Genomic DNA, 13,750 nt, shown 5'->3' on the forward strand with positions numbered 1-13,750 from the left:
ACGGCCGGCGGCGGGGGCCCTCAGCGCGGCCGGGTGACGCGGACCGTCCAGCCGCCGGACCGGTCGGCGCCGAGTACCGCGAAGGCCAGGCCGGTCGCCGGGTCGGTCCAGCGCTGGCCGGGGCGGAAGGGGGCGTCGTTGAGGGAGTTGAACGAGCCGCTGCTGAAGTCGCAGGCGCTGGTCGCCGGGTTGGCGTCGACGACCTTGACCGGTCCGTCGCCCGAGGAGACGTCGGTGCGGACCCGGTAGGCGAGTACGCCCTCGCTGCACGCGGCGCTGTCGTTGCCGAGCGCCCGGCGGGCCTCCAGCACGTAGGCGGTGTGCGGCCCGTACGGCACCACGACGGCCTTGCGGCCGCCGGGTATCTCGTCGGGGGTCAGGGCGACGGTGGTGGTGCGCGGGGTGGCGACGCAGACGACCTGCCGGTCGGTGAGCCAGCCCAGCCGCCACTTGTGCCAGGCCAGCGGGTCCCCCTGGAGCCCCCAGTCGAGCGACATCGTGTCCCACTGCCCGGCGAGGGTGTCGGTGCGGCCGAAGTCGCGTACCGCGTACAGGTCGGGCAGCCCGAGTATGTGGCCGTTCTCGTGCGCGAGGACCCGGGGGCCGGACTGGTCGTGGCCGTAGATCACCGAGACCCGGTCCAGGCGCGCGCCGCCCCCGGCGGTGGCCGCGCTGCCGCCGGTCCAGGTGACCGACAGCACGGTCTGGTCGGCGGGCGGCCCGGCGTTCGGGGTGGCGATGACGTTGACCAGGTCGTAGCCGCGGAAGTCCACCGAGCGGCCGGCCACCGCCACCAGGTCGCGCATCATCTCGCGGTGCACGTCCCAGCCGTAGCCGCGGGTTATCCGGTACGTGGCGAAGCGGCGCGGCATGCGGAACCAGCGCAGGACGGGGACGGGGTGGTAGCGCAGCCGGCCGAAGGAGGCGCGGGCGTACCAGCGCGGCACGGCGGGGAAGAACTCGCGGTACCGCTGCTGGACGCTCTCGTGCGCCGGGGCGTCGGGGAAGTCGATGAAGAGGGTCAGCGCCCTCAACTCACCGGTGGAGTGGGCGTATTCGTGGTCCGGGCCGGCGGGGAAGCCCTCGGACATCTCGGTGCCGCGGGCGGCCGGCAGCGCGCAGGGCCGGCCCGGCGGCGCGGTGGCCGGGGCGCCGGACAGCAGGCCGGCCACCGTCGCGGAGCCGCCGGCCAGCAGCAGGACGGCGGATATCGCGGCGGCCTTCCACCGCCCGGCCGGCGTCCTCATCGTTCGGTCACCGTGACCCGCCAGGCACCGGCCGCGGCGCGGGCGGCGTGCACGCTCAGCGCGCCGTGCGTCCAGGGGCCGAAGCGGTAGCGGTAGGTCTGGCCGTCGCTCAGCGGCGCGTCGGCCAGCGGCGGGTAGACGGAGGTCCCCTCGCAGGCGGAGGTGCGCGGGTGGGCGTCGAGCACCTGGACGGGCCCGTCGCCGGTGCCCACGTCGCTGCGCACCCGGTAGACCAGCACGCCCTCGGTGCACGAGCGCACGTCGTTGCCGGCGGCGGCGCGGGCCTCGACGGCCAGCGCGGTGGTGGCGTCGAGCCGGACCACCAGGAGTTTGGCGCCGCCGGCGGTCTCCACCGGGGTCAGCACCCGGGTGACGGTGCCGGGGTGGTCGACGCAGGTGACCTGGGAGCGGTCGATCCAGCCGTACTTCCACCGGTGCCAGGCGAACAGGTCGGGCGACAGGGCGAACTGACTGCCCATCAGATCCCAGTCGCCGACCAGGTCGTCCCAGTCGGCGGTCGAGCCGGACGCCGGCCGGTGGTAGAGGTCGGGCAGGTCGAAGACGTGGTTGGTCTCGTGGGCCAGCACGTTGGGGTCGGGCGGGTGGCGTTCGAAGACGGTGACCAGCCGGTTGATCCAGGCGTGGCCGGCCCGCAGCGGGCGGCCGAAGTTGATGACCTTGGTGGCGTCGGAGTCCACCCCGGGGGCGTCCGGGTCGGCGACCAGGTAGACGACCGGGTAGCGGCCGAAGTCCACCGCCGGGCCGACCGCGGCGATCGCGTCGCGCAGGTAGGCGTCGCGGCCGGCCGGCGCCCAGTCGCGGTGGATGGCGTAAGCGGTCGAGGGCCGCGGCATCGTGAACCACCGGCGCACGACGGTCGGGCGCAGCCGCAGCCGGCCGTAGGAGGAACGGGTGAAGAACTCGGTGGTGGCCGGGAAGTGGTCGGCGGCCAGCGCGGTGGTGGCGACGTCCGGCCGGTGGTCGGGGAAGGACAGGAAGAGCAGCACGGCGTCGATGTCGCCGTCCGGGCGGCGGTATCCGGGGTCCCAGCTGACGCCCTCGGAGTGGCGCACGTCGGTGCGCTGCGGGGCGCACGGCCCGTCCGGCGAGGCGGCGGCGGCCGGCCCGGCGAACAGGGTCCAGGCGACCAGCGCCACGAACCCGACCGCGAGGGCCACGCCCCGGTGCGCGGCGTAGGAGCGCGGGGCGGCGTGCGCGCCCCGGCGCCGCGGGACGGCACGCGGCCGGGCGCGGCGGGCCGCGTGCGCACCGCCGGATCGCCGGTCGTCGTACGGTTCGCCGCCGTACTCGTTCCTGAACGCACCGCCTCGCACGAACACCTCCCCGGGACGGGATCGGGCCACCTGGGCTGACCTCTTCCACCCTTGGGGGGTTCGCGGCGGTACGGCCTGTTCTGATGGTCCGCCCGAGTCACCGCGTCAATATCACGCTCGGTAACTGTTGATCATGGGCGCTCAGATATGGGCAGATAGGAGCAGATCCGCACAACAGCGGCAAGAATCATGACATCACGCCCCATACGTGCTTCTTCGCGCGGAGAATCACTACCGAATCACTGGGGTGGCGGTGGCTCAGGGCGCCCGCGGAGTTCTATGATCGGCACATTTCCCCGTGGGAATCCCGCCTCGGGCGGCTCCCCGATCCCCTCCCCGAAGTTCCCCGACTACCTGTGCGAGACGACTGCGATGCGGGAGAAAGCTGACGGCGGACCTTCGGTCGGCCGAGGCGGCGAGCCCGCTGGCCGACCGTCAAATGTCACAGAGTGTGACAATCCGACCTCCACTCCGGCGCCGAACGCGTCCCCGGGCGGCACCGCCCCGGGCGACCGCTCGGCCGCCGAGCTGCGCGACTACCACGCCGCGTTCACCGTGGCCCGGACCGCGATGGCGCTGGTGGACCGCGAGGGACGGCTGCTGGCGGCCAACCAGGCGCTGGGGTCGCTGCTGGGCACCGCGCCGGGACGGCTGGCCGACCGGCGGGCCGCCGACGTGGTGGCGCTGGACGGCGACGAGGGGGTGCGGGACGCGTTCCGGGACGTGCTGCGCGGCGGGCGGGACCGGCTGCGGTCCACCTGCCGGCTCAAGCACCCGGACGGCCGGCCGCTGTGGGCGGAGGTCACCTTCGACGCGGTACGCGGGCAGCGCGCGCCGGCCGGCAACGGCACGGCGGCGCTGCTGTCGGTGGAGGACGTCAGCGAACACCGTGAACTCGCCGCACGGCTGCGGCACTTGGAGATACACGACCCGGTCACCCTGCTGCCCAACCGGACGCTGTTCTTCGAGCGCCTGGAGGCGGCGCTGCGCTCCCCCGGCGGCTCCCGGCTGGGCATCTGCTACCTGGACCTGGACGGCTTCAAGGCGATCAACGACACCCTCGGCCACGGCATCGGCGACCGGCTGCTCGCGGCGGTGGCCGGGCGGCTGCTGACCTGCGTGGAGGACGGCGGCCACCTGGCGGCCAGGCTGGGCGGCGACGAGTTCGCGCTGCTGGTGGAGGAGTCGCAGGACACCGAGCAGGTCACCGCGCTGGCCGACGCCGTACTGGCCGCGCTGCAACGGCCGTTCGACATCGAAGGACACCGGCTAACGGTCTCGGCCAGCATCGGCGTGGTGGAACGGCCGGCCGCCGGCACCTCGCCGACCGGCCTGATGCAGGCCGCCGACACCACGCTGTACTGGGCCAAGGCCGACGGCAAGGGCCGCTGGACGCTGTTCGACCCCGAGCGCAACGCGCACCGGATGACCCGCCAGGCGCTGTCCAGCACGCTGCGACAGGCGGTGGAGCGGCGGGAGTTCGTGCTGGAGTACCAGCCGCTGGTGGCGCTGGACAGCGGCATGCTGCGCGGGGTGGAGGCGCTGGTGCGCTGGGAGCACCCGCAGTTCGGGCGGCTGGCGCCGAACCGGTTCGTCGGGCTGGCCGAAGAGGACGGCTCCATCGTCCAGTTGGGCCGGTGGATCCTCGCCGAGTCCTGCCGGCAGGCGCGCACCTGGCAGCAGGACCACCCCGACCGGCCGCTGTTCGTCAGCGTCAACGTGGCGGTGCGCCAGGTATGGGACTCCGACCTGGTGGGCGACGTCGCCGCGATCCTCGCCGAGACCGGACTGCCGCCGGACCTGCTCCAGTTGGAGCTGACCGAGTCGGCGGTGATGGGATCGGCCGGCCGGCCGCTGCAGGCGCTGCACGCGCTCAGCGAGATGGGCGTGCGCATCGTCATCGACGACTTCGGCACCGGCTACTCCAACCTGGCCTACCTCAGCCGGCTGCCGGTGGCCGCCCTCAAGCTCGACGGCTCGTTCGTGCACGGCTTCCGCTCCCGCGAACACCCCAACCCCGCCGACGAGACCATCGTCGAGGCGCTGGTCGACCTCGCCCACCGGCTGGGCCTGACCGTCACCGCCGAATGCGTCGAGAGCGCCGAGCAGGCCGAACGCCTGCGCGGCATCGGCTGCGACACCGGCCAGGGCTGGTTCTACTCCCGCCCGGTCGCCGCGGAGCACATCAAGGCGATGCTGGGCGGCAGTTGACGGCTCCGGCACGGCGAACGCCCGGCGAACGGGGTTCGCCGGGCGTCGCTTCGGGAGGATCCGTTCAGCAGGCGCCCTCGTCGGTCCAGACGCCGGAGCCACCGGTGGAGGGGGCCTCGCCCTGGGTCCACCACTTGGCCTGCCAGTTGTGGCCGTTGTAGGAGACCTCGTCACCGTTGACGTAGACCGCGGTGGCGCTGTACGCGGGCTCGGAGCAGGTGGTGGGCGGCGGGGTGGTGCCGCCGGTGCTGCCACCGGTGGTGCTGCCGCCCGTGCCGCCGCCGGTGGTGCCGCCCGATCCGCCGCCGGACGGCGGGGCCGGGCAGGTGCCGGCCGAGCCGTTGGTGTCGCTGACGGCGTCGTTGAACAAGGTGGCCGCCGAGTCCAGGTCGTACAGCGAGAACATCATCGTGCCGCCGAGGCCGTTGCAGTGCGCGTAGTCGGCCTTGGTCTGGAGCGACTGGGCGTCCTCGCCGGACCAGAAGTTGGTGCCGTCGTAGAAGTAGGCGGCGTCGGCCTGGGAGTCCCAGAAGGTGTCGGCGGGGTTGTCGACGACGCCGGACAGCTCCTTGTACATCCGGATGCCGTCCACGTTGCCGGAGTCGGTCGCGCCGGGCGCCGGGCCGGTGGCCGGCTGGAACAGGCCGTGGTCGCTGCCGGCCGCCACGCCGGTCCAGCCGCGGTAGTAGAACGGGATGCCGATGTTCAGCTTGCTCGCCGGGAAGCCGCCCGGGATGCCGTACTGCGGGTCGCCGACGGTGTACGCCTTGATCGTCTCGTCGGTGGAGTACTTCTCGGTGCCCGGCGCCACCGGCTGCATGGGGTCGCTCGGGTTGTCGTACAGCGGCGCCGCGTGGTTGGTCGGCCCGGTCGGCTCGAAGCTGCCGCCGTGCATGTCGTACGTCATCGGGTCGCCGAAGGTGAGGTACTGGCCGATCTTGTCGGTCTCGACGTCGGCGATCTTGTCCTGGCCGGCCGGCAGCGCGGCGGACAGCGCGTAGGTCTTGCCGTCCGCGGCGCCCTGGGTGTCGAGCTCGCTGCGGAACTCGGCCAGCAGCGCGGTGTAGTTCTGCTTGTCGGCGCTGCTGGAGTGGTTGCCGAGGTGACCGCCGCCGCCCGGGTACTCCCAGTCGATGTCGAAGCCGTCGAAGATGCCCTTGGCCGTTCCGTCGCCGCCGTAGCCCGCCTGCGAGGGCAGGTTGCCCTTGATGAACATGTCCACGCAGGAGGAGACGAACTTCTTGCGCGAGGCGTCGGTGGCCGCGACGTCGGAGAAGTACTTCGAGTACGTCCAGCCACCGATCGACAGCAGCACCTTCAGGTGCGGGTTGGCCGCCTTCAGCTCCTGGAGCTGGTGGAAGTTGCCGGCGATCGGCTGGTTGTAGACGTCCGCGGTGCCGTCCACGCTGATGTCGGAGCCGAACGACTTCTGGTAGTCGGCGAACGCGTCCCCGGCGCCGTCACCGGCGTTGGGGTCGTTCTCGCCGGCCGGGTCGGGGTCGCTGGCCTTGGTCGACTCCATACAGGTCAGGTTGGTGGGGTCGATGTTCTCGAAGTCGTAGATCAGGTAGTCGAGCTTGCCGGCCATGCCTTCGCTGTTGACGTTCTTGGGGTAGAAGGCGTTCTGGTAGATCGACCACTGGTCGTAGTAGGCCACCTTCAGGCCGCCGCTGGTGGCGGCGGCGCCGGTGGTGTTGGCGGCCGGGGCGGCGGCCGCGGCGGCCGCGGCGTGGGACGAGGCGTCGGCCGGGGTGGCGAGGCCGAGCGCGGTCAGGCCGGCCGCCCCGAGGGCGACGATTGACACTGCGGCGACGAGGGATCTGCTGGCCTTGCTGAGGCCGGGACGAGGCAGGCGCACTTCGGACAACCTCCAGGCGGGGGCGGGCGGTTGTCTATGGAATACCTGTGTGCCATGAACGCGTCAATGGTCTGGACTATTGTTGGACTAGACCACTTTGGCGCCGCCGGGCCCGCGTCGCAGCTGGACGGGGACCCGGCGGGGTGGACCGCGATGTCGGCGGCCGGTGCGGTCAGCGCCCCGCCGCGGACCCGCCGGGCAGCCCGTAGGCGTCGGCGATCAGCTCGTAGGACCGCAACCGGGCGGCCGGGGTGTGCACGTTCGCCGTCAGCATCAGCTCGTCCGCGCCGGTCCGCTTCACCAGCGCGTTCAGCCGCTCGGCCACCACGTCCGGGGTGCCGTGCTCGACGTCGGCCAGCCAGGAGTCGAGGAACTCCCGCTCCGGCCGGGTGAACGGGTACGCCTCGGCCTCCTGCGGGGTCGGCACCAGGCCCGGCCGGCCGGTGCGCAGCCGCAGCATCGACAGCGCGCCGGTGAGCACCTGGCGGCGGGCCTCCCGCTCGTCGTCGGCCGCCACCGCCTGCACCCCGATCAGCGCGTACGGCCGGTCCAGCACCGCCGACGGCCGGAAGCTGTCGCGGTACAGCTGGAGCGCCGGGACGGTGTTGCGGGCGGAGAAGTGGTGGGCGAAGGCGAACGGCAGCCCCAGCTCACCGGCGAGCCGCGCGCTGAAGCCGCTGGAGCCCAGCAGCCACACCGGCGGCCGGTGCGCCGACTGCACCCCGCCCTCCGCCGACCCCTGCACCGGACCGGGCACCGCGTGGATGCCGGCGTAGGGGTGGCCCTCGGGGAAGTCGTCGTCGAGGAACCGCACGAGTTCGGCCAGCTGGCGCGGGAACTCGTCGGCGCCCTCGTGCAGCCGGTCGCTGCGGCGCAGCGCGGCCGCGGTGGCGCCGTCGGTGCCCGGCGCCCGCCCGAGGCCGATGTCCACCCGGCCGGGGGCCAGCGCCTCCAGGGTGCCGAACTGCTCGGCGATCACCAGCGGGGCGTGGTTGGGCAGCATGACGCCGCCGGAACCGAGCCGGACGGTCTCGGTGTGCGCGGCGACGTGGGCGAGGATGACGGCCGGCGAGGAACTGGCCACGCCGGGCATCGAGTGGTGTTCGGCCACCCAGTACCGCCCGAACCCGCGGGCCTCGGCGAGCCGGGCCAGCCGCACACCGGTGCGCAGCGCCTCGGTGGCCGTCACTCCCTTGCCGACGCTCACCAGGTCCAGCACCGACAGCGGCACCGGCGCGCTGCCGTGCGCCGTTCCGCGGATCTCCTCCGTCACCGGGTCTACCTCCTGCTGCGTTTCCGGTACGCGTCCCGGGGCGGCTCGTCCCGCACGCGTCTCGCCACGCACAGCCGGAGCATGCCTCCGCTTTATTCCCGCCCGGGGGCCCCGCGCCGCCGCGGAAAGGCCCCGTCGACCGGCCGCACCGACCCCTCCGGGGGGAGCCGGTCCCTCCGGGGGGAGCGGGGCACGGCGGGGGGAGCGGGGCACGGCGGACTTCCGGGCCGGCGCGGGAGCGGGGTGCGGCGGGCCGCGTCAGGCGGGCTGGGGCGCCGGGCCGGGCAGTACGGCGGGCGGTGCCTCCGCCGCGACCGCGGCGCGCACGACAGCGGCCGGCGGGACGATGACGGCCGGCGGGACCACGACGGCCGGCGGGGCGGCTGCGGCGGGCGCGTCCGGCACCGGGACGGTATCCGGCACCGAGACGGTCTCCGGCACCGCGGCGGCGTCCGGCAACGCGGCGGCGTCCGGCACCGCGGCGGCGTCCGCCACGGCGGCGGCGTCCGGCGGGAGCAGGCGGGCGAGGGCGTCGCGCATGTGGGCGTCGAGCAGTTCGATGAGCAGGTCCTCGTCGGCGGCGCGCAGGGCGTCGATGATGGCGGTGTGCTCGGCGACCAGGTCGACCGGGTCGTGGTAGGTCACGGTCAGCGCCGACAGGCACATGCGGGTCTCGACGAACAGGGTGTCGGCCATCCGGCCCAGCCGGCGGCTGCCGGACTCGGCGATCAGGATGTGGTGCAGTTCCATGTCGGCGGCGGCCAGCGCCCCGGGGTCGCCCAGGTCCGCGGCGGCCGCCATCGCCGCGCAGGCGGCGGCCAGCCGGTCGGCGGTGCGCTGCGGGTGCCGGCGTATGACGATCCGGCACGCGGCGGACTCCACCGCGGTGCGGGCGAGGTAGATGTCGGTGACGTCCTCGGGGGTGAGGTCGACCACGAAGACGCCGCGGTGCGGTTCGCTGCGCAGGATGCCCTGCTGCACCAGGCGCTGCATGGCCTCGCGCAGCGGCCCGCGGCTGACGCCCAACTGGGCCGCCAGCTCGACCTCGCCGAGCTGGCGGCCCGGTGGCAGCGTGCCGTCCATCACCGCTTCGGTCAGCCGCCGGGCGATGACGATCGCGGCGGGCTCCCGCTTGACCGGGGCGAGTATCGGCGCACCGTCACCGGACATCTGTGTCGCTCCTCAGAGTTGTCTGGCGAAGAGGGTACCGAGACCGGGCCGGGCCGGGTCGGCCCCGATCAGCCGCAGGCCCTCCCAGACGGTGACCTGGTTGGCGGTGAGCACCGGTTTGCCGAGCGCGGACTCCAGGTCGGGCAGCCAGGCGGCGGTGTGCAGCGCGGTGTCGGGCAGCAGGACCGCGTCGGCGTCCGGGTGGTCGCCGGCGGCGGCCATCGCCAGCACCTCCTCGCGGCCCCAGGTGCCGACCTCGGCGGCGGTGATGATGCCGCTGCCGCGGGTGCTGACCACCTCGGTGCCGGCCTCCTTCAGGAAGGCGGTGAAGTGCTGGGCGACGTCCTCGGGGTAGGTGGCGGCGATGGCCACCCGGTGGGCGCCGAGCGCCTGGACGGCGTGCGCGAAGGCGAACGACGTCGAGGAGGCCGGCAGCCCGGCCACCTTGGACAGCTCCACGATCTGCTCACCGGCGCCGTGCCAGCCGAAGACGAAGCTGGCGCTGGTGCAGGCCCAGATCACCCCGCTGGCGCCGTGGCCGGCCAACTGCCGTGCCCCGTCGGCCAGTCGGGCCGCCGAGCCCATCTCCAGCAGCGCGTCGACCCGGTGGGCGTCCTCGCCGATGTCGGTGTGCACCAGCGGCAGCCGGACCGCCGGGCCGCCCTCGGCCAGCTTGCGTTCCAGCAGCGGGTAGTCGTCCTCCGCCGAGTAGCCGGGGTAGAGGAAACCGACCGCGGGTACGGTTTCCTCGGCTTCGGCGTGCGTGGGCATCGCGGCCTCCCTTGCGGGTCGTCGTTCCGTCCCCCTGGCGGGCGTCGCGCGGGCGCCCCGGGGCCCGCCGCGCACGGCGGGTCCCGTGCCGAGCATAGGCCCGATCCGCGGATTGTCGACAGTCCTACAGCCGCGCGGCGCGGTGGCCCGGCCGCCGGGTCAGTTGGCCAGCGGGTCCTCGGGCGGCTCCAGGCCCTCGATGACCTCGCCGAACAGCTCCGGTTCGCCCAACGGCTGCCCGGCCATGGCGACTTCGGGCAGCGGCGGGCCGGACTGCCGGGGCATCCGCACCGGGGAGGCGCCGGAGCGGGCGGCCGGGTCGAGCAGCGCCTGGTAGGGGCCGACGGCCGGTACGCCGATGGCCCGCAGCGCCGACCACATGGTGACCTGGTTGGCCGACAGCACCGGCAGCCGCAGCTCGGCCTCCAGCTGGGGTATGACGTCGTAGGTGGGCAGGTTGGTGCAGCTGATGAAGAGCGCGTCCGCGTCGCCCACCGCCGCCTCCCGGGCCATGTCCACGACATCGCGGTACGGCACCCGCCAGATCTCCCGGGTCAGCCCCAGGTAGGCCCGGCCGGTCACCGCGATCCCCGCCTCGCCGAGGTAGTCCTCCAGCGAGTCGGTGACCGACTTGGTGTACGGGGTGACCACCGCGATCCGCCGGGCGCCGATCTCGGCCAGCGCGGCCAGCAGCGCCCCGGAGGTGGTCACCGCCGGGGTGCCGCCGGCCGACCCGCTCATCGCCGCGCACATCGACCGCTCCCCGGCGGTGCCGCCGACGAAGCTGCCGGAGGTGCAGGCGTAGGCGTACGTCTCGGGGCGCACCGCGTGCAGTGCCATGACGCCGTCCCGCAGCGTCTCGTGCTCGCTGACCAGCCGGGCCATGTCGAGACTGACCTCGACCGGGATGAACGGGGTGCGGGTCAGGAACAGGGAGATGTGGTCCGGAACCCACCGCCACAGTTCACGGTCCAGCGCGAAGTCGAAGGGCGCGACGACGCCGACGCCGCGCTGCGGGAGTGGACCGCCGAGAAAGCTGATGTCCAACGTGGGGCCCCTAACGGACGGATCAGGACGGGGGAACCAGGGCGGAGGTGCGGGAGTGCGGGAGGTGCGGGGGTGCGGGAGGTGCCGGGAGGTGCGGGGGCGGGGCCGGCGGCGGAGGTCGCCGGACCCGGATGAAGATGTGAAGATGCGGTGTAACCAGTGTGCAGCAAGGGTTGCGGTGTGGACACGCGGATTGTTGACAACGGTAGAGACGTCTCCATAGCGTGGTCAATCCCGCGCAACGGATTCTGTGTCCCCCACCAGAGCAGGCCGATTTTTCGGGGCGGTTTCACGCGTATGACTCTTCGAACACTTCTCGTACTCGGCGACGGGCTTCCGCGACAGCTCGAACGCCTCTCCCCCCGGGTCGAGGTGGTGCACGCGGGCCCGCCGGGCGCCGCCTCACTGGCCGAAGAACTGCCCGGCGCGGACGTCCTGCTGGTGTGGGATTTCACATCCGACGCGGTACGGGACGCCTGGCCGGCCGGGGACGCGCCGGTACCGGCCTGGGTGCACACCGCGAGCGCCGGCGTGGACCGGCTGATCTTCCCCGGCCTGGTGGACTCCCCCAGCGTGCTGACCAACGCCCGCGGCGTCTTCGAACAGCCCATCGCCGAGTACGTGGCGGGCTGGGTGCTGGCGATGGCCAAGGACTTCCCCGGCACCTGGCGGCTGCAACAGCGCCACGACTGGCGGCACCGCGAGACCATGCGGGTGGCCGGCTCGCGGGCGGTGGTGGTCGGCTCCGGGCCGATCGGGCGGGCCTGCGGGGTGACGCTGGCCGCGCTCGGGGTCGGTGTGGAGCTGGTCGGCCGCACCGGGCGCGACGGCGACCCCGACTTCGGCCGGGTGCACGCCGCGGACGCGCTGTCCGGGCTGCTGCCGGGCGCGGACTGGGTGGTGTGCGCGGCACCGCTGACCGACAGCACCCGGGGGATGTTCGACGCGGCCGCCTTCGGCCGGATGAAGTCCTCGGCGCGGTTCGTCAACGTCGGCCGGGGCCCGCTGGTGGTCACCGCCGACCTGGTGGAGGCGCTGACGGCCGGCCGGATCGCGGGCGCCGCGCTGGACGTCTTCGAGTCCGAGCCGCTGGCCGCCGACGACCCGCTGTGGGACGTGCCCGGCCTGCTGGTCTCCCCGCACATGAGCGCCGACACCTTCGGCTGGCGCGACGCGCTGGCCGAACAGTTCCTGGACAACTTCGAGCGCTGGTCGGCCGGCCGCCCGCTGCTCAACGTGGTCGACAAACGGCTGGGCTACGTCCCCGTCGGCTGACCGCGCCCGTTGCCCCCTGTCCCGGCTCCCCCCTTTCCCGGCTTCCCCCCGTTTCCCCTGCTCCCGGAGGTCCGACGGCCCATGACCGACCTGTACGAACTCAGCGCGCGGGACCTGATCGCCGGCTACCGCGGCGGGGCGTTCACCCCGGTGGACGCGGTCCGCTCGGTGCTGGACCGGATCGAGGCGGTGAACGGCGCGGTCAACGCGTTCTGCCGGATCGACGGGGAACAGGCGCTGGAACAGGCGGCGGCCTCCCGGGACCGGTGGGCGCGCGGGGAGCCGGCCGGGCCGGTGGACGGCGTGCCGGTGTCGGTCAAGGACATCCTGCTGATGCGCGGCGGCCCGACGCTGCGCGGGTCGAAGGCGGTGGACCCGGCCGGCCCCTGGCCGGAGGACGCCCCGGCGGTGGCCCGGCTGCGCGAGTCCGGCGCGGTCCTCACCGGCAAGACGACGACCCCGGAATTCGGCTGGAAAGGCGTCACCGACGCGCCGGTCTACGGGGTGACCCGCAACCCGTACGACACCTCACGGACGTCGGGCGGCTCCTCCGGCGGCAGCGCGGCCGCGGTGGCGCTGGGCGCCGGGCCGCTGAGCCTGGGCACCGACGGCGGCGGCTCGGTGCGCATCCCGGCGGCGTTCTGCGGGATCTTCGCGCTGAAGCCGACCTACGGGCGGGTGCCGCTGTACCCGGCGTCCGCGTTCGGCACCCTGGCGCACGTGGGGCCGATGACCCGGGACGCGGCGGACGCGGCGCTGATGATGGACGTGATCAGCGGCCCGGACGCCCGCGACTGGTCGGCGCTGGCTCCGCCGGCCGGTTCGTTCCAGGACGGCCTGGACGACGGCGTGGCGGGGCTGCGGGTGGCCTACAGTCCGGACTTCGGCGGCGCGGTGCGGGTGGACCCGGCGGTGGCGGCCGGGGTCCGGCGGGCGGTGGAGGCGCTGGCGGAGCGCGGCGCGCTGGTCGAGGAGGCCGACCCGCCGGTGTCCGACCCGGTCCGGGCGTTCCACGTGCTGTGGTTCGCCGGGGCCGCCCGGGTGGTCGAGCAGCTGCCCGCCGGGGCGGTGGACGCGCTGGACCCGGGTCTGCGGGAGATCTGCGCCGAGGGGGCCGCCCACAGCGCCCTGGAGTACCTGGCGGCGGTCGACGTGCGGATGGCGCTGGGCCGGGTGATGGGCGCCTTCCACGAGACGTACGACCTGCTGGTGACCCCGACCCTGCCGCTGACCGCCTTCGCCGCCGGGCGCGAGACGCCGTCCGGGGCGGCCGGTGAGCGCTGGACGTCGTGGACGCCGTTCACCTACCCGTTCAACCTCACCCAGCAGCCCGCCGCGTCGGTGCCGTGCGGCACGGACGCCGACGGGCTGCCGTACGGCGTCCAGCTGGTCGCGGCCCGGCACCGCGACGACCTGGTGCTGCGGGCGGCGCAGGCGCTCTACACGTCGGGGGTGCCGGGGAGCGTTCCGGCACCGGCGCTGGGGTGACGGGGTCGGGGTGACGGGGTCGACGGGGACCGCTCGGGGAGACCGCGAGGGCCGGCGGCCGGTGCGATGATCGCAC

At 74.1% G+C, this 13,750-nt stretch carries 10 protein-coding genes; 3 read left to right on the top strand and 7 right to left on the bottom strand.

Features of this window, described 5'->3' with window-relative positions:
• Nucleotides 1–20: 20 nt before the first annotated feature.
• The gene (locus POF43_RS31560) at nt 21–1,247 is read right to left on the bottom strand and encodes a M6 family metalloprotease domain-containing protein (protein ID WP_271315984.1); all 1,227 of its coding nucleotides are present in this window, start codon (nt 1,245–1,247) and stop codon (nt 21–23) included.
• Complete coding sequence (locus POF43_RS31565; RefSeq protein ID WP_372516172.1) at nt 1,244–2,581, bottom strand: M6 family metalloprotease domain-containing protein; 1,338 nt, start codon at nt 2,579–2,581, stop codon at nt 1,244–1,246. The genes POF43_RS31560 and POF43_RS31565 overlap by 4 nt, the downstream gene beginning before the upstream one ends.
• A 372-nt stretch (nt 2,582–2,953) precedes the next feature.
• Here POF43_RS31565 and POF43_RS31570 point away from each other — a divergent pair, with 372 nt between their 5' ends.
• A complete protein-coding gene (locus tag POF43_RS31570; RefSeq protein WP_271324238.1) occupies nt 2,954–4,792 on the top strand; it encodes a putative bifunctional diguanylate cyclase/phosphodiesterase in 1,839 nt (612 codons plus the stop codon).
• 64 nt (nt 4,793–4,856) lie between these two features.
• Here POF43_RS31570 and POF43_RS31575 read toward each other — a convergent pair whose 3' ends face one another.
• The 5 genes from POF43_RS31575 to POF43_RS31595 all read right to left on the bottom strand — a co-directional run bounded on the left by POF43_RS31575 (nt 4,857) and on the right by POF43_RS31595 (nt 10,911).
• Complete coding sequence (locus tag POF43_RS31575; protein ID WP_271324239.1) at nt 4,857–6,596, bottom strand: glycosyl hydrolase family 18 protein; 1,740 nt, start codon at nt 6,594–6,596, stop codon at nt 4,857–4,859.
• A 226-nt stretch (nt 6,597–6,822) separates the two neighbouring features.
• Nucleotides 6,823–7,923 (bottom strand): LLM class flavin-dependent oxidoreductase, encoded by a 1,101-nt coding sequence (locus POF43_RS31580; RefSeq protein WP_271324240.1) that lies wholly within the window; start codon nt 7,921–7,923, stop codon nt 6,823–6,825.
• A gap of 258 nt (nt 7,924–8,181) precedes the next feature.
• Complete coding sequence (locus POF43_RS31585) at nt 8,182–9,093, bottom strand: GntR family transcriptional regulator (protein ID WP_271325578.1); 912 nt, start codon at nt 9,091–9,093, stop codon at nt 8,182–8,184.
• Nucleotides 9,094–9,105: 12 nt separating this feature from the next.
• On the bottom strand, nt 9,106–9,864 hold the full coding sequence (locus POF43_RS31590) for a maleate cis-trans isomerase family protein (protein WP_271325577.1): 759 nt from the start codon (nt 9,862–9,864) through the stop codon (nt 9,106–9,108).
• A 159-nt stretch (nt 9,865–10,023) separates the two neighbouring features.
• Nucleotides 10,024–10,911, bottom strand: a complete 888-nt coding sequence (locus tag POF43_RS31595; protein WP_271325576.1) for a maleate cis-trans isomerase family protein — start codon at nt 10,909–10,911, stop codon at nt 10,024–10,026.
• A gap of 297 nt (nt 10,912–11,208) precedes the next feature.
• Here POF43_RS31595 and POF43_RS31600 point away from each other — a divergent pair, with 297 nt between their 5' ends.
• Nucleotides 11,209–12,186 (top strand): D-2-hydroxyacid dehydrogenase, encoded by a 978-nt coding sequence (locus POF43_RS31600; protein ID WP_271326008.1) that lies wholly within the window; start codon nt 11,209–11,211, stop codon nt 12,184–12,186.
• 81 nt (nt 12,187–12,267) lie between these two features.
• Nucleotides 12,268–13,674, top strand: coding sequence for an amidase (locus tag POF43_RS31605; RefSeq protein WP_372516173.1), 1,407 nt, complete (start codon nt 12,268–12,270; stop codon nt 13,672–13,674).
• Nucleotides 13,675–13,750: the final 76 nt, after the last annotated feature.

The sequence above is a fragment of the Streptantibioticus silvisoli genome (genome assembly GCF_027947535.2).
In the GTDB taxonomy this organism is placed as follows: Bacteria; Actinomycetota; Actinomycetes; order Streptomycetales; family Streptomycetaceae; genus Streptantibioticus_C; species Streptantibioticus_C silvisoli.